The following is a 15,865-nucleotide window of genomic DNA, read 5'->3' as shown; positions in this document are numbered from 1 at the left end:
TCCTTCGGACAGGGAACGATGAAGCCATCAGACCCTGTCAATCACATACAATCGATCAATGATATTGCGGCCGGCTTCCGCCGGTGACCGCATCATTGTTTTTGCTGGCCAGCGCCGCCCGGTGCCCGGGACTGACCGCCGTTACGGTACTGTTCGAGCATCTTTGCGCGCTTCACTACACCTTCACCCGCCTGCCCTGCAAGCACTGCGGCATGGATAAAAGCATTCTGGCCCATCACCCCTTCCATTTCGCTCTCCGAGAAGAGACGGAAGGAAGGTATTTCTTCCTCGGTTTCCATTCCGAGGTGCCAGGCCTTGCGAGCCTGGTCTATTTTTCTCACGCCATCGGCGGCTGCATCCGTCGAATGGAACACTGCAAGCGCAGCCCCGCTGCGTATTGCGGCATCCACCTTGGCCGAGCCAGTGACGAGCTGGCCCGCCTTGCGCGCCATATTCATCATCTGCAGAAGCTGCTGCAGAAACAGCCGCTCCACCCGCTCGGCGAGGTCGTCGGCTGCCTTGACATCGGCCTTGAGGGCGCGGGCGAAGAGCTTCTTCGCCACCGCCCTCTCGACCAGCGACCGGTCGATCTTCACCCAGCAGCCGCGTCCCGGCAGCGTGCGCTTCAGATCCGGCACCACCGTCCCGTCAGGGGCGGCCACGAAGCGGATCAGCTCATCCGGCGATCCGCTTTCGCGTGTTGCGATGCACATGCGGCCGTTCACGTCGTAACCTGCAAGATCATCGTCCTCAGGAGATGTGTCCGGCGTCAGTGTCATTATGCGTCCTGCTCGGTCGCATCGGCTTCGACAGCTTCCGCGTCCTTCGCAAGGTCTTCTTCAGTAATCCAGCCGGCGAGCAGGCGGGCCTGCACAACCATCTGTTCGGCTTCGACGCGCGAAATGTCGAACTTCGAGAACAGGCCCTCGAACTTCTTCGTTTCGCCATTCTTGCGTTCGGTCCAGCCGACGAGATCGTCGGCTGCGCAGCCTGCGAAGTCCTCGATCGTCTTGATACCGTCTTCGCCGAGCGCCACCATCATCTGGGCGGTTATGCCGTCGATCTGGCGCAGTTCGTCGGCAACGCCGAGAGCCTTGCGCTTCTCGTCCATTTCCGCCTCGAGCTTCTCGAGGAATTCGCGGGCGCGGGTCTGGATTTCCTGCGCGGTGTCTTCGTCGAAACCGTCGATCGAGGAGATTTCGTCGAGATCGACATAAGCCAGTTCCTCGACAGCGGCGAAACCTTCCGAAGCCAGAACCTGGCCGACCATCTCGTCGACATCGAGCGCGTCCATGAAGAGGTTGGTGCGCTCGTTGAATTCCTTCTGACGGCGCTCGGACTCTTCGGCTTCCGTCATGATGTCGATGTCCCAGCCCGTCAGCTGCGACGCGAGGCGGACGTTCTGGCCGCGGCGGCCGATGGCGAGCGAAAGCTGCTCATCCGGAACGACCACTTCGATGCGTTCAGCATCTTCGTCGAGAACGACCTTTGCGACTTCGGCCGGCTGCAGGGCATTGACGACGAAGGTCGCCGGGTCCTGCGACCAGGGAATGATGTCGATCTTCTCGCCCTGAAGCTCGCCGACGACGGCCTGGACGCGCGAACCACGCATACCGACGCAGGCGCCGACCGGATCGATCGAACTGTCGTTCGAGATCACGGCGATCTTGGCGCGCGAACCCGGGTCGCGGGCAACCGACTTCACCTGGATGATGCCGTCGTAAATTTCCGGCACTTCCATGGTGAAGAGCTTCACCATGAACTGCGGATGTGTGCGCGACAGGAAGATCTGCGGGCCGCGCTGCTCGCGACGGACATCATATACGTACGCACGGACGCGATCGCCATAGCGAACATTCTCGCGCGGGATCATTTCGTCACGGCGGATGATGCCTTCACCGCGGCCGAGGTCGACGATGACATTGCCATATTCGACGCGCTTGACCGTTCCGTTGACGATTTCGCCGACACGATCCTTGAATTCGTCGAACTGGCGGTCACGCTCGGCTTCGCGCACCTTCTGCACGATAACCTGCTTGGCCGACTGTGCGGCGATGCGGCCGAAATCCATCGGCGGCAGCGGATCGGCGATGAAGTCGCCGATGGCGGCGTCCGGGTTGCGGTCGCGGGCCAGTTCCAGCGGGATCTGCGTGGAATAATCTTCGGCCTTCTCGACGACTTCGAGCAGGCGCTGCAGACGGATTTCGCCGGTCTTCGGGTTGATGTCGGCGCGGATATTGGATTCGGTACCGTAACGGGAACGCGCCGCCTTCTGGATGGCATCGGCCATCGCGGCAAGCACGATCTCGCGGTCGATGACCTTTTCGCGCGCCACTGCATCTGCGATCTGCAGAAGTTCGAGCCGGTTTGCACTGACTGCCATTGTTGTGTTTCTCCGTCCTTGACTACCCGGGTTCCCGTCCCTGGAGCTTGCGTTGATCGGTTATTCTTCGTCGTCCGCTTCGTTCTGGTTCGCAGCCTGCGCCTTTGCCAGCTTGTCGGCGCGCAGTGCATCCCGGATCAGATCGTCGGTCAGAATGAGTTTGGCATCGCTGAGCGCAGTGAAGGGGATGACGACCTTCTGCTCCTCGCCATAGGCAATCTGATCGCGTTCGATCGTAAACCCGTCGGCGTCCGCTTCGACGATCTTGCCGCGGAAGCGTTTGCGATTGCCGATCATGATCGACGTTTCGCACTTTACGAGGTGACCCTGCCAACGAACGAAATCGGATTTCCGCACCAGAGGGCGGTCGATACCCGGCGAAGACACTTCTAGATGATACTCTTTATCGATCGGATCTTCCACATCGAGCACCGGAGAAATCGCCATGGAGACCTGCTCGCAGTCTTCGACGCTCATCGTGCCATCGTTCTTCTCGGCCATGACCTGCATCGTCATGCCATTCTGGTTGAGCATGCGAACGCGAATGAGGCGGAAGCCGATGTCGACGAGTACGGGTTCGATAATGTCGGCAAGACGCTGGTCAAGCCCGGTCTCGGTAATCAGCCGCGGCTCATGTTGATTGTCTGCGTTTGTCAGATCCGACAAGCGGTGCGCTCCCTGCGATTTCTGGCATTCGGGGTGATCGCGCTAATAAAAAAGAGCGGGTCCTTGCGGCCCACTCTTCATCGAACGATCAAGAATTTGAGTGCCATATAGTCCCGTTTTTTGGAAATTGCAAGGTCGGCGCCGATTCCGCCTCTTCCACCCCTGCAAGTGCGAGCTAACCTATGGCGAGCACTCATCTTCCGCATATATTGCTATTGAGGCACAACGATAAAAGCGGGGGGAAGCGTGGCCTATACGTCTTCGACATTTGCGCCTTTGCGCCATGAGACCTACCGCACCATCTGGTTTGCAAGCCTCGCCTCGAACTTCGGTGGCCTGATTCAGGCTGTCGGTGCCGCCTGGATGATGACGGTCATCACCTCGTCCGAGGACATGGTCGCGCTGGTCCAGACCTCGACGGCGCTGCCGATCATGCTGTTCTCGCTGATCTCGGGCGCTCTCGCCGACAATTATGATCGGCGCCGGATCATGCTGACGGCGCAATCTGCGATGTTCGTGGTCTCGATCGTGTTGACGGCTTGCGCCTTTCTCGGCTGGATTACACCCGGACTGCTGCTCTTCTTTACGTTTCTCATCGGCTGCGGCACGGCGCTCAACAATCCCTCCTGGCAGGCCTCTGTTGGCGACATGGTACCGCGCGCTGATTTGCCGGGCGCGGTTACGCTGAACAGTATGGGCTTCAACATTACCCGCAGTGTCGGTCCGGCGATCGGTGGCGCTATCGTGGCCGCTGCCGGTGCCGCCGCGGCCTTTGCAGTGAACGCGTTGAGCTATATTGCGCTCCTTTATGTGCTGTTCCGCTGGCGGCCGAGCATGCCTGCCTTGACGCTGCCGCGCGAAACACTCGGGAGCGCCATTTTTGCCGGCATGCGTTATGTCTCCATGTCGCCCAACCTCGAAAAGATCCTCCTCAGAGGGCTGATATTCGGTATCGGTGCAAGTTCTATCCAGGCGCTGCTGCCGGTCGTCGCGCTCGATCTCGTCTCTGGCGGGCCGCTGACCTATGGTTTCATGCTCGGCGCCTTCGGCGTCGGCGCGATCGGTGGCGCCATCCTGAGCACCAGTCTGCGCGAGATGTTCTCCAGTGAGACGATCATCCGCTTGGCCTTTACAGGCTTTGCACTCAGCGCCGTGATCGCAGCTCTCAGCCCAAGTGCCGTGCTCACCTCGGCCGGGCTGCTTGTAGCCGGTGCCTGCTGGGTTTCGGCGCTTTCGCTCTTCAATATCATCGTCCAGCTTTCGACGCCGCGCTGGGTGGTCGGGCGCGCTTTGTCGCTCTACCAGACCGTCACCTTCGGCGGTATTGCCGGTGGAAGCTGGCTCTGGGGTGTTGCCGCCGACCGGTATGGTCTTTCGAATGCACTGCTGATGTCGGCTGCGGTCCTGCTGCTTGGAGTCGTGATCGGCCTGCGCTTTTCCATGCCGGCTTTCGCCTCGCTCAATCTCGATCCGCTGAACCGCTTTATCGAGCCCGCGCTCGGTCTCGATATCACGCCGCGCAGCGGCCCGATCGTCATCCAGGTCGCTTACCAGATCGCCGATAGCGACTTGGCCGAATTCATGACGCTGATGGTTGAACGCCGCCGCATCCGCATCCGCGATGGCGCCCGCAACTGGGCACTGATGCGCGATCTCGAAAATCCCGGCCTCTGGACGGAAACCTATCACACGCCGACCTGGGTCGAATATATCAGGCACAACCAGCGCCGAACGCAGGCCGATGCCGAAAATACCGACCGGCTTCGCGCCCTGCACTGCGGCGAGGGCCTGCCGAACGTTCATCGCATGATCGAACGGCAGGCCATTCCGCCCGTCGATGACGTCTTCCACAAGGCACCGATCGATCTGCACCATTGAGGTCAGCCATGCACGTCTTCCGAAGCGCACGACAATCCGATCTCGCCGACATCATCCGGCTGCTCGCCGATGATGATCTCGGCAGCACACGGGAGGTCGTCTCGGATCCCGTCGATATACGCTATCTCGCAGCCTTCGCCGCAATCGAGGCAGATCCCAACCAGTTGCTGGCTGTTGCAATCGACGAGACGGACCGGGTCGTCGGCTGCTTGCAGCTGAGCTTTCTTCCCGGCCTTTCGCGAACGGGCATGTGGCGGGGCCAGATCGAAAGCGTGCGCATTGCGAAGGGCCATCGTGGTTCCGGGTTCGGTTCGCAATTCATCGAATGGGCGATCGCCCGCTGCGCGGAACGTGGTTGCGGTCTCGTGCAACTCACATCCGACAAGACGCGTGCGGATTCGATCCGGTTTTATGAAAAGCTCGGTTTCGTGACGAGCCATGAGGGGTTGAAGCGCAACCTGTAAAGCATCCGCCTGGCGCGCACGCCTCTTACTTGAGCTTGCCCTTCATCGATGCCTCGGGAAAGCAAGTCGGTTTCATGCCGTTCTTTTCCTGCCACTGGCCGATCGCGCGGCGTGTCTTGTAGCCGGGCAATCCATCCGAACCGCCGACATCGTAACCCTGCCGTTCCAGTGCGCGCTGCATGGCGGCGACATCCGAGCGCAGCATCTTGCCGACATCGCCCCATTGTCCCTGGAAGGAACCGGAACCGGAGGCGATGCGGTCGGCAAGGTTGCCGATATAGAGGGCATAGAGGTCGGAGTTGTTGTATTCCTTGATGATATAGAAGTTCGGCGTGACGATGAATTCCGGCCCGTCACGCCCCGCAGGAACCAGCATCATGCCCTGCGCTTTCAATTCGCCGGATGGAAAACCCTTGCCGGAAATGCGTTTGATGCCGAGCGACGCCCAGTGGGAGAGCGGCTTGGCAAGATCAGGCCCTTCCTGTGCGCACGAGACTGGGTCGGGGATCGTCACTTCGAAGCCCCAGTCGCGGTCGCGCTGCCAGCCCTTTTTCACGAGGAAATTGGCAATCGAGGCGAGCGTGTCGGGAACCGAGGTCCAGATATTGCGGTGACCGTCACCGTCGAAATCGACGGCATATTTCAGGTAGCTCGTCGGCATGAACTGCGGTTGGCCGAGCGCGCCTGCCGACGATCCCTTGAAATCGGCAGGGGTCACGTCGCCGCCGTCGAGAATATGCAGCGCAGCGATCAGCTCCATGCGGAACATCTCCTTGCGCGTCGACATGAAGGCTTTGGTCGCCAGAATCTCGACGGCGGAATTCGGGATCTTCGCCGCGCCAAAACCGGTCTCGCGTCCCCAGATTGCCAGCACGATCGAGCCTGGCACGCCATAGGTCTTTTCGATGCGGCTGAGCGTCGAGGCATATTGCGAGGCAAAGCCGCGTCCGGTCATCGCAAGCCGCTTCAGTCGATCCTCGTTAAAATAGGGGCCAGGGGAGGAAAACTCGGCCTGAGTTTGCTTCTGCTCCTTCGGCGGCGGAAAGCCGGGAGGGGCAAGATCGGTCAGGGTCCAATCCAGTTCAACGCCTGAAAAGGCGGCGCGGAAGGTCTTCTCTGAAATGCCGTTTTTTTTCGCTTCCGGCCAGAGATCGGCCTGCACCCATTTTTCGAATTGGGCTTCGACATCGGCTTTCGAAGGTGCGGCGTGAGAGGGCAAGGGAAAAAGTGCGGGCACCAACATGAGCGTCAATATCCGCAGCCGCCGTAAAATACCCCCCTCTGCCCTGCCGGGCATCTCCCCCACAGGTGGGGAGATTGGCTGGGCGCGCTGTTTTCCGCCAGCTATCGACGTCTCAACCGGGTAAGCCGTTCGTGAGATGGGAGACCCGAGCCGCTCGTGATCTCCCTCCTTGTGGGGGAGATGCCCGGCAGGGCAGAGGGGGGTGGTTTGCCGCATCCTCAATTCCCTCATATTGCTGTGCGCGCTCGAAGCGCAGCCGTCAGCGTACCCTCGTCGAGATAGTCGAGCTCGCCCCCCACAGGCACGCCATGCGCCAGCCGCGTGATTTTCACATTGAGATCTGCGAGCTGGTCGGTGATGTAATGCGCTGTCGTCTGCCCCTCGACCGTCGCATTCACAGCGATGATGATTTCCTTGATACCGCCCTCGCCGACGCGGTTGATCAGCCCGCGGATATTGAGATCGTCAGGGCCGACTCCGTCAAGCGGCGAGAGCGTGCCGCCAAGCACATGATATGCGGCGTTCAGTGCGCCGGCGCGTTCCAGCGCCCAGAGATCCGAGACATCCTCGACGACGATGATCACGGATTGGTCGCGCTGCGCATCGGTGCAGACCGTACAGGGATCGACCGTATCGACGTTGCCGCAGCGCGAGCAGATTTTCACCTTGTCATAGGCTTCGCCCATCGCATGTGACAGCGGACCGAGAAGCTGGTCCTTCTTCTTGATGAGATGCAGCGCTGCCCGCCGCGCCGAGCGCGGCCCGAGGCCCGGCACTTTCGCCAGAAGCTGGATCAGTTTTTCGATTTCGGGGCCAGTGACTCTCTTTGCCATACGCCGTTCTTAACTGATATGGAACGAAAACGGAATCACGGAAGAATCGCTGAAACCATGAAAATCCTCGCCGTCTGCCGCGGCTCCGCCGAAAGGCTGCCGGGCAAAAGCTACAAGACCGGTATCTTCAAACATGCCGTCACCGGCGGCATCATGATCGATGCCGAAGGCCTCGTCGGGGATGCCATCTGCAACAGGAAACACCACGGTGGCGTCGATCAGGCCGTCTATCTGGAGGGTTCTGTCAGCCTCGACTGGTGGGCGAGCGAACTCGGCCAGCCCGTCGAGCCCGGCACCTTCGGCGAGAATCTCGTCATCGAAGGGCTTGATAACCGCGATGTCGCGGTCGGAGACCGCTTCATGACAGGCGAACTGATCCTCGAAGTCACATCCTGCCGCATCCCCTGCGCCACGTTCGCTGCGAGGATGAACGATCCGAAATTCGTCAAGCGCTACACCAGAGCAGCACGCCCCGGCATTTATTGCCGCGTGATATCAAATGGAATCGTGGAAGCTGGAATGCCGGTCGAGTATAAGCCATTTTCGGGCGTTGCAGTCACAATGCCGGAAATGATGGAAACCTTCGGACGCCGGCTTTCAGCAGCAGACCGCGAGCGCTATCTGGCGGCGCCTGTTCACTACAAGCTGCGAGCCGAACTGGAAGCACAGCCATAGCTCAACGGATCGCGATCGTGACGGCAGCGCCCGCCATCGTTCCCGCACTCACCCGATTGGCGATCTGCACGGCACGCCGGCTCTTCAGAAAACCGCGCGCCTTTGCGGCGAGGAACATCCAGCTGAAATCGACGACAGCCAGAACGACGAACAGCGTGACGACGAGTTCGGCCCAGCCGGCAAGCGATACCGACGGGATGTCGATGATCGACGGCAGAAGTGCCACATAGAACATCATGATCTTCGGATTGCCGAGCGCAATCGCCAGGCCGGTCAGAAACATCCGACCACGCGAACGTTCCTGCGGCAGCTCCTCTTCCTCGACATCAGCTTTGGCGAACCACATCCGCCAGGCGAGATAAAGAAGATAGAGCACGCCCAACCATTTAATGACGACGAAGACGTGGTAGAAACTTTCGGCGATCGCCGAGAGGCCGGCAATGGCGCAGGTCAGCCAGATCGCATCCCCGGCCCACATGCCGAACAGGAAAGGCAGCACGTCGCGCGCGCCTTTTGAGATGACCCGGGCGACAAGCGCCGCAACGCTCGGTCCGGGTGTGCCGGCGGCAATGAAAAGAGCGCCTGCGAAAACCAGCAGCGTCGTCAAGGTCATCATCTCCCGTCTCCTCTTCCGGGGCCAGTCATTACCGGACCAGTCGACGAAATCAGAAAGGCAGCTTGAAACCGGGCGGGATCGGCAGGCCGGCCGTCAGCGCCTTGGTCTTTTCGGCAGCAATGGCTTCCGCCTTGTCCTTGGCATCCTTGTGGGCGGCAACGATTAGGTCTTCGAGGATCTCGACATCGTCTTCCTTGAAGAGGGAAGGGTCGATCTTCAGGCTCTTCAATTCGCCTTTGCCGGAGATGATGACGGTGACGAGCCCGCCGCCTGCCTTGCCTTCGGCGGTCAGCTCGGCGATTTCCGCCTGCATCTGTTCCATCTTGGCCTGCATCTCCTTGACTTTGCCCATCATGCCCATGATGTCGCGCATCGTCTTCTCCTTCTTGAAACTAGAATTCTATGTCGTCGCCGGGCAGGATATCGCCCTCTTCGGATTCGGCGGCAGCAGGCGGGTTGACCTCCTCTGCTTCTTCCTCCGGCGTCGGCGCCCGCACGCGTACGTCGATGATCTTGGCACCCGGAAACTGGGCGAGAATTGCCGCGACATCAGGATCCTGACGCGCATCGCTGACGCGCTGCTCCTGCGCCTTGGTTTCCGCCTCCACCATCGTCGGCCCGCCTTCTTCGCGGCTGGTGCTGACGATCCAGTGGATGCCTGTCCATTCCTTGAGCTTGACGGCAAGCTCGTTGAGCAGCGTGCCGGGTGCGCCCTCGGTGAGGTTCACGTCCAGACGGCCAGGCTCGATCCGTACGGGCCGCACGAAGTTACGCACCAATGCCTTGAGTTTGACGTCGCGTTTTTCAGCAGCGAGATCAACGATATCGCTAATCGAACCGACCGGCACGAGCGGCTTCGGCGCTTCCGCCGGCTTCGTCTCGACGCGGCCGATACTCTGCGGCTCCAGATTGGGCACGGCGCGCAGCATGGCGGTTGGCCCCGAGGGCTGTGGCCGTGGGGCGGGCTCGGGAGCCCGTGCCGTCACATTCGTCTGGTAGGGCACGCGCGTGCCGCCGCCATTGCCCGAAGGCACAGGCGAGGACGGGCGTGGTGCACCGTTTTCGTTGGAAAATTCCGCAAGCCGCCGCGCCGCATCCTCAGGTGCCGGCAGATGTGCTGCATGCGCGAGCCGGATCAGCACCATCTCGGCTGCACCCGCCGTGCGCGAAGAGTTTTCCGTCTCTGGAATGCCCTTCAGCAGCATCTGCCAGATGCGCGAGAGCGTGGTAACCGCGACACCTTGCGCAAATTCCGCAGCCTTGGTGCGCTCCACTTCGCTGAGCGATGGGTCGTTTGCGGCATCGGGCACATATTTCAGCCGCGTCACCAGATGCGTGAAGTCGGCGAGATCCGTCAGCACCACGACCGGGTTGGCGCCCGCTTCGTACTGGCTCTGGAATTCATTGAGGGCGCTTGCGACATCGCCGCGCACGATATGCTGGAAGAGGTCGACGATGCGGGCGCGGTCGGCAAGGCCGAGCATGCCGCGCACGGCCTCGGCTTGCACCACGCCGCCGCCATGCGCGATCGCCTGGTCCATCAGCGACAGGCCGTCACGGGCAGAGCCTTCCGCAGCGCGCGCGATCATCGCCAGCGCATCCGGTTCCGCCTCGATGCCTTCCTTGGCGGCGATGGTCGAAAACAGGCCGACGAGATCGGAAGCGCTGATGCGGCGCAGGTCGAAGCGCTGGCAGCGCGAGAGAACGGTGATCGGAACCTTGCGGATTTCCGTCGTCGCGAAGATGAATTTCACATGCTCCGGCGGCTCCTCGAGCGTCTTCAACAACCCGTTGAAGGCTTGCGTCGAAAGCATGTGCACTTCGTCGATGATATAGACCTTGAAGCGGGCAGAAACCGGCCGGTAGCGCACCTGCTCGATAATCTCTCTGATATCGTCGATGCCGGTATGCGAGGCAGCGTCCATCTCGATCACGTCGACATGGCGGCCTTCCATGATCGCCTGGCAATGTTCGCCCGGCACGCGAAGGTCGATCGTCGGCTTGTCGATCTCAGCCGTCTTGTAGTTCAAGGCGCGGGCCAGAATGCGCGCCGTCGTCGTCTTGCCCACGCCGCGAACGCCGGTCAGCATATAGGCCTGCGCGATGCGACCGGTCTCGAAGGCGTTGGTGAGCGTACGGACCATCGGCTCCTGGCCGACCATCAGGTCCGTGAAATCCTTGGGGCGGTATTTGCGTGCCAGCACCCGGTATCCGGTGCCCGTCGAGGCGGCATCTTGTGATTGTCGCTCGGTGTCGCTCATCGCCCTGCTTGCGCCCGGAAGGCCGGGCTTCTTGGAAGAGAAGGTGGGAGGCTGGCACGATGACCCGTGCCGGGCTCGTTAGGGCTGCTTCCTTCCGGACCTGACCCGGTTGGCGAGTGGCTCGTCCACCACCAACCTCCCGGATGCACATATCGGCAAATTCCTCATCAAAAGCAAGCCAAGCTCCGAAAAAACTGCTAGTCCATTGGAAAACATGAGGAGAATGCCTTTGAGCGATTTCGTGCTCGACCCCCGGCTCGAAAACGACAGCACCAGTATCATGGTGGCTGGCCTGTGCGACGTCAGGCTGTCGAAGGACGCTCGCTGGCCCTGGCTGATCCTGGTGCCGTGCCGAGCTGATATCACTGAGATCTTCGAATTGACGCCGCTCGATCAGGTGCTGCTGACCTTCGAGATCGAGCTCGTCTCCGCAGCACTCAAGAAGGTTACCGGTGCCACAAAAATCAATGTCGGAGCTCTTGGCAATATCGTCCGCCAGCTTCATGTTCATGTCATTGCGCGTTCCGAAGGTGACGCGAACTGGCCGGGTCCCGTCTGGGGTTTCGGCAAGGCCGAGCCTTACGAGGACGCAATACGAGACGAATTCATAGCAAAGCTGCGGGAAGCCCTTTCACCATGAGTCATTCGCTTTTCGATTCGGACCTGCCGCATCCGGAACCCAGCAATCTCACCGCCTTTGCCGCAAACGACCTGCACCGCGACAGCGAACATCGCGATGAAGCCTCGGTCGAAAAGGCGCTTGCCCGCGAAGGCACGCATATTTTCGCCTTCGCCAAGGACAAGCTGGTGCTCAAGCACGACGGCCAGGTGCTCGATCCGCTCTTCGCACGCTACGAGCTGCAGGAACTGAAGCCGAACTGGGACGAGACCGTATTGCTTGGCTATAGAAAGACCGGTGAGCCGCGCCTGGCCGTACCCGTCGGTATCGATGCCGAAAGCATGGCAAGCCAGTACAAGCCGGTCGACGGTCGCTCGCTCTTCCGCGACGAGCTTGTCGACGAAATGCTGCTCGGCGAGTTCTCGCAGGCCGCAAGCCTCATCCGCTGGAACAGCGACAACCAGTTTTGTGGCCGTTGCGGCTCGGTCATGGAAATCCGTATCGGCGGTTACAAGCGGGTCTGCACGGCCTGTGAGCACATGATCTTCCCGCGCACCGATCCCGTCGTCATCATGCTGACAGTCGATGAGGAGCGTGATCTTTGCCTGCTCGGTCGCAGCCCGCATTTCGCGCCCGGCATGTATTCCTGTCTGGCAGGCTTTCTGGAGCCCGGCGAGACGATTGAAAATGCCGTTCGCCGTGAAACGCTGGAAGAATCCGGCATCAAGACTGGCCGTATCCGCTATCATGCCTCTCAGCCTTGGCCGATGCCGCATTCGCTGATGATCGGCTGTTATGCCGAGGCGAAGTCGCGCGATATCCACCGCGATGAGGCTGAGCTCGAGGATTGCCGCTGGTTCACCCGCGAGGAAACCATCGAAATGCTGGAGCGTCCTGGCGCCAACGGCAAGGCGCCGCCGCCGAAGGGTGCGATTGCCCATCGCCTGATGCGCGATTGGGTCGAGTGGAAACGCTGAACAAGAGGTCGGAGAGCACGGATGATCGTCAGCCGGCCCGGCCTGTCTGCATGAGGGCATAATCATGGTCGCCCGCTCAGAACGGCTGCTGACCCTGCTTCAGACGCTCCGGCGCTATCGGCGGCCGGTCACCGGCACTGTATTGGCCGAAGAAACGGGCGTCAGCCTTCGCACACTCTACCGCGATATTGCGAGCCTTCAGGCGCAAGGCGCCATGATCGAGGGCGAGGCCGGCATAGGCTATGTGCTGAAACCCGGCTTCATGCTGCCGCCGATGATGTTTTCCGAGGAGGAGCTGGAAGCACTGGTGCTTGGCTCGCGTTGGGTGGCGCGCGCCGCCGAGCCGCGCCTGGCCAATGCCGGCGCTGATGCGCTGGCGAAGATCGCCGCCGTGCTGCCGCCCGACATGCGCGATATGGTCGATTCGGCCACACTTTTTGTCGGCCGCAAACGGCAGGATGAGGACAAGGCGGATGTTTCGGCCATCCGCAAAGCGATCCGCCTGGAGCGTATCCTTGAACTGCATTATGGCGACGAACAGGGACGTATTTCCCGCCGCCGCGTCTGGCCCTTCGCGCTCGGCTATTTCGAGCATGTGCGGATCATCATGGCCTGGTGCGAACTGCGCCAGGATTTCCGTCATTTTCGCACCGATCGTATCATCGATATGACCATCCATGACACGCGGTATCCGCGTCGTCGCACCGTTCTCCTGAAGGAATGGCGGGAAACACAGGATACTCCGATCGAGCACTAACGCTACTGCCATAAACTGTCAGCAGGAAGCGCTATTGTCAGTACCAGTCCAGCAGGAAGGAGTACTGATCATGGGAATGCCCCAAGTCGTTCAATATGCCGGCCGTCGTACTTCAGTCGGAGCCGGAAAAAACCTTCGTTCGCGTCTGGTGCGCCTGTTCGCTGACAGGTTCACAGGAGCCTCATCACGCCGTCCGCGCCTAGATCTCGAGACGATGCCGCAGTGGCACAAGCGCGATCTCGGCATCATGGACGGACAGGACTGGCGCGTCGGCGACGATCTCTTCCGTTAAGGCCGCACGCCGGCCACATTGATATTCCTCCCGGTAACGATTGCGGCGCTGTCTGCAGCGCTGCAATCCGAGAGCTACTGCCATAAAATGGCAGTAGCTCTCGGCCGGGCATCTTTCAACCCAGTGGAGAACTGAAATGGCCAGCCCCAATCTTATTATCCTCTATGTCAAGGATCCCGCTGAAAGCGCTGCCTTCTATCGCAATATTCTGAGCCGCGAGCCGGCTGTGGAGGCGCCGAATTTCGTCGCCTTTCCGCTCGATGGCGGCTTCACTCTCGGCCTCTGGCGCCGCAGCAGCGTCGAACCGCAGCCCTCTGCCATCGGCAACCGCGGTGAGGTCGCCTTCATGGTCGATGGAGAAAATGCCGTCGCCAGGCACTACGAAGACTGGCGCGGCCGTGGCCTGCCCTTCGCTCAGGATCTGACCGAACTCGACTTCGGTCCGACCTTCGTCGTGCTGGATCCGGACGGGCATCGCTTGCGTGTTTGTGAGCCGGATAAATAAATCAAGGTATGCATAAGGCCTCTCCGGTCAGTTGTCGGAGAGGCTTTGGGTAATCCTTACAGAAGTCCCCGCATTGCATGGCCCTTGTAGACGCCGAGGATGCGCACCTTCTCGGAGAAGAAACGCAGTTCCTCCAGTGCCCGTCGCACATGCGCGTCGTTCGGGTGGCCCTCGATATCAGCGTAGAACTGCGTCGCCACGAACTTGCCGCCGAGCTGATAGCTTTCGAGCTTCGTCATGTTGATGTTGTTCGTCGCAAAACCGCCGAGCGCCTTGTAGAGCGCTGCCGGAATATTGCGGACGTTGAAGACGAAGGTGGTGACGATCTTTTCGTCACTGGCAGCGCGTTCTGCCCATTCCTCATCACGTGACAGTACAACGAAGCGCGTCACATTGTTTTCCGTATCCTCGACATTCTCGGCGATGATATCGAGGCCGTAAAGGTCGGCGGCAAGGCGCGGCGCGAGCGCCGCCATCGAGCGGTCGCCGGTTTCCTTGACGAGCTTGGCGGCCCCTGCCGTGTCGCCGGCGATCACAGGCTTCCAGCCATTGGCGCGCACGATCTTGCGGCATTGGCCGAGCGCATGGATATGGCTGTGCACAGTGCGGATCTCGTCCTTCGTCACGCCCGGCAGCACCATGAGCTGAAAGCGGATCGGCATGAAATATTCGCCGATAATGTGCAGGCGCGATTCCGGCAGCAGGTGGTGGATGTCGGCGACGCGGCCCGCAATCGTGTTTTCGATCGGGATCATGCCGATATCGGCGTCACCATTGTCCACCGCCGTGAAGGCATCCTCAAAGGTCTGGCAGGGCAACGGCTCCATGGTCGGAAACATGTCGCGGCTCGCCATGTCGGAATTGGCGCCAAATTCGCCCTGGAAGGCGATTCTGTTGGTCTTGATGTTCATGAGGAAAATCCGTCAGTTGGCCTTTGCGGAGAGAATGCGCCGCGCCTTTTCGAGGTCGGCCGGAGTATCGACACCAAGCGGAACCGTGTCAACGATCTCGACATCGATGCGCATACCGGCTTCGAGTGCCCGCAACTGCTCCAATGATTCGCGCTTTTCCAGCGTCGATGGGCCAAGTGAGACAAAACGCTCGAGTGCCGCGCGTCGGTAGGCATAGAGCCCGATATGGTGATAGAGCGGCCCGTTGCCGTAAGGCGCGGTCGTGCGGGTGAAGTAAAGCGCACGCAGACGGCTGTCGGAGAGTGGTGAACCGACGACTTTCACAATGTGCGGCGCGGTCTTGTCGTCGTCGTTGTCGATTTCGGTCGTCAGAGTTCCAATATCGACGGCTTCGTTCTCGAGAGGGCGCAAAGCCGCACGCACGGTTTCCGGCTCGATCGTCGGCAGGTCGCCTTGGATGTTCACGACGATTTTGGCTTTCGCGTCTGGATCGACCTTGTTCAGTGCCTCGAAAATACGATCCGAGCCAGACTGATGGTCTTGGCGTGTCATGACCACGTCAAAGCCCGCTGCGGCGACAGTATCGAACACCTGCTGGTCGTCGACGGCAATAACCACCCGGCCGATCGCCGCTTCCTGTGCTCGTTTCGCCACCTGCACGATCATCGGCAGACCGCAAATATCGGCCAGCGGCTTGCCCGGAAGGCGGGTCGAGGCCATGCGTGCGGGGATCAGCACCAGCACGTCATCCAATTTTGAATCAGTCATTGTTCGGGCCTTCTAAT

At 60.6% G+C, this 15,865-nt stretch carries 18 protein-coding genes and 1 other RNA gene; 8 read left to right on the top strand and 11 right to left on the bottom strand.

Going from position 1 to position 15,865, the window contains the following annotated elements; genetic code table 11:
* Nucleotides 1-92 precede the first annotated feature (92 nt).
* From AC1DTN_RS16065 to rimP, 3 genes are read right to left on the bottom strand one after another with little or no spacing between them, the layout of a single operon-like run.
* Nucleotides 93-779: an RNA-binding protein gene (locus AC1DTN_RS16065; RefSeq protein ID WP_113320488.1), complete on the bottom strand. Its 687-nt coding sequence runs from the start codon at nucleotides 777-779 to the stop codon at nucleotides 93-95.
* On the bottom strand, nucleotides 779-2,383 hold the full coding sequence (nusA, locus tag AC1DTN_RS16060) for a transcription termination factor NusA (protein WP_037100404.1): 1,605 nt from the start codon (nucleotides 2,381-2,383) through the stop codon (nucleotides 779-781). Before nusA ends, AC1DTN_RS16065 begins: the two co-directional genes overlap by 1 nt.
* Nucleotides 2,384-2,443: 60 nt before the next feature.
* Entirely contained in the window at nucleotides 2,444-3,049 is a 606-nt protein-coding gene (gene rimP / locus AC1DTN_RS16055; protein ID WP_113320489.1) for a ribosome maturation factor RimP, read from the bottom strand.
* 246 nt (nucleotides 3,050-3,295) lie between these two features.
* On the opposite strand from rimP, the gene AC1DTN_RS16050 reads away from it, so the two are divergent.
* Entirely contained in the window at nucleotides 3,296-4,927 is a 1,632-nt protein-coding gene (locus AC1DTN_RS16050) for an MFS transporter (protein WP_477921684.1), read from the top strand.
* A gap of 8 nt (nucleotides 4,928-4,935) precedes the next feature.
* Complete coding sequence (locus tag AC1DTN_RS16045; RefSeq protein WP_113320491.1) at nucleotides 4,936-5,391, top strand: GNAT family N-acetyltransferase; 456 nt, start codon at nucleotides 4,936-4,938, stop codon at nucleotides 5,389-5,391.
* A 25-nt stretch (nucleotides 5,392-5,416) separates the two neighbouring features.
* On the opposite strand, the gene AC1DTN_RS16040 is transcribed toward AC1DTN_RS16045, so the two are convergent.
* Entirely contained in the window at nucleotides 5,417-6,688 is a 1,272-nt protein-coding gene (locus AC1DTN_RS16040; RefSeq protein WP_477921683.1) for a lytic murein transglycosylase, read from the bottom strand.
* A gap of 173 nt (nucleotides 6,689-6,861) precedes the next feature.
* Nucleotides 6,862-7,467 (bottom strand): recombination mediator RecR, encoded by a 606-nt coding sequence (gene recR, locus AC1DTN_RS16035; RefSeq protein ID WP_007813850.1) that lies wholly within the window; start codon nucleotides 7,465-7,467, stop codon nucleotides 6,862-6,864.
* A gap of 57 nt (nucleotides 7,468-7,524) precedes the next feature.
* On the opposite strand from recR, the gene AC1DTN_RS16030 reads away from it, so the two are divergent.
* Nucleotides 7,525-8,142, top strand: coding sequence for an MOSC domain-containing protein (locus AC1DTN_RS16030; RefSeq protein WP_477921682.1), 618 nt, complete (start codon nucleotides 7,525-7,527; stop codon nucleotides 8,140-8,142).
* 1 nt (nucleotide 8,143) lies between these two features.
* On the opposite strand, the gene AC1DTN_RS16025 is transcribed toward AC1DTN_RS16030, so the two are convergent.
* From AC1DTN_RS16025 to ffs, 4 genes are all read right to left on the bottom strand, one after another.
* Nucleotides 8,144-8,755 (bottom strand): LysE family translocator, encoded by a 612-nt coding sequence (locus tag AC1DTN_RS16025; protein WP_477921768.1) that lies wholly within the window; start codon nucleotides 8,753-8,755, stop codon nucleotides 8,144-8,146.
* A gap of 52 nt (nucleotides 8,756-8,807) precedes the next feature.
* Nucleotides 8,808-9,131, bottom strand: coding sequence for a YbaB/EbfC family nucleoid-associated protein (locus AC1DTN_RS16020; RefSeq protein ID WP_007813855.1), 324 nt, complete (start codon nucleotides 9,129-9,131; stop codon nucleotides 8,808-8,810).
* Nucleotides 9,132-9,150: 19 nt separating this feature from the next.
* Nucleotides 9,151-11,019, bottom strand: a complete 1,869-nt coding sequence (locus tag AC1DTN_RS16015; protein ID WP_477921681.1) for a DNA polymerase III subunit gamma/tau — start codon at nucleotides 11,017-11,019, stop codon at nucleotides 9,151-9,153.
* A 43-nt stretch (nucleotides 11,020-11,062) separates the two neighbouring features.
* Nucleotides 11,063-11,159, bottom strand: an RNA gene (ffs, locus tag AC1DTN_RS16010) — signal recognition particle sRNA small type.
* Nucleotides 11,160-11,248: 89 nt separating this feature from the next.
* Here ffs and AC1DTN_RS16005 point away from each other — a divergent pair.
* The 5 genes from AC1DTN_RS16005 to AC1DTN_RS15985 all read left to right on the top strand — a co-directional run bounded on the left by AC1DTN_RS16005 (nucleotide 11,249) and on the right by AC1DTN_RS15985 (nucleotide 14,169).
* A complete protein-coding gene (locus tag AC1DTN_RS16005) occupies nucleotides 11,249-11,659 on the top strand; it encodes an HIT domain-containing protein (protein WP_477921680.1) in 411 nt (136 codons plus the stop codon).
* Nucleotides 11,656-12,615, top strand: a complete 960-nt coding sequence (nudC, locus tag AC1DTN_RS16000) for an NAD(+) diphosphatase (protein ID WP_477921679.1) — start codon at nucleotides 11,656-11,658, stop codon at nucleotides 12,613-12,615. The genes AC1DTN_RS16005 and nudC overlap by 4 nt, the downstream gene beginning before the upstream one ends.
* A 61-nt stretch (nucleotides 12,616-12,676) precedes the next feature.
* On the top strand, nucleotides 12,677-13,372 hold the full coding sequence (locus tag AC1DTN_RS15995; protein ID WP_113320496.1) for a helix-turn-helix transcriptional regulator: 696 nt from the start codon (nucleotides 12,677-12,679) through the stop codon (nucleotides 13,370-13,372).
* 70 nt (nucleotides 13,373-13,442) lie between these two features.
* The gene (locus AC1DTN_RS15990) at nucleotides 13,443-13,664 is read left to right on the top strand and encodes a hypothetical protein (RefSeq protein ID WP_113320497.1); all 222 of its coding nucleotides are present in this window, start codon (nucleotides 13,443-13,445) and stop codon (nucleotides 13,662-13,664) included.
* Nucleotides 13,665-13,800: 136 nt separating this feature from the next.
* Nucleotides 13,801-14,169: a VOC family protein gene (locus AC1DTN_RS15985; RefSeq protein WP_025669404.1), complete on the top strand. Its 369-nt coding sequence runs from the start codon at nucleotides 13,801-13,803 to the stop codon at nucleotides 14,167-14,169.
* Between the two features lie 56 nt (nucleotides 14,170-14,225).
* Here the strand turns inward: AC1DTN_RS15985 and AC1DTN_RS15980 are convergent, their stop codons facing one another.
* On the bottom strand, nucleotides 14,226-15,080 hold the full coding sequence (locus AC1DTN_RS15980) for a prephenate dehydratase (RefSeq protein WP_310379885.1): 855 nt from the start codon (nucleotides 15,078-15,080) through the stop codon (nucleotides 14,226-14,228).
* Nucleotides 15,081-15,092: 12 nt separating this feature from the next.
* The gene (locus AC1DTN_RS15975; RefSeq protein ID WP_477921678.1) at nucleotides 15,093-15,848 is read right to left on the bottom strand and encodes a 3-deoxy-manno-octulosonate cytidylyltransferase; all 756 of its coding nucleotides are present in this window, start codon (nucleotides 15,846-15,848) and stop codon (nucleotides 15,093-15,095) included.
* Nucleotides 15,849-15,865: the final 17 nt, after the last annotated feature.

This window comes from Rhizobium sp. 01T444, assembly GCF_056398305.1.
Note: the sequence above shows the minus strand (reverse complement) of the source record. Positions and strands in the feature narration are given on the sequence as shown.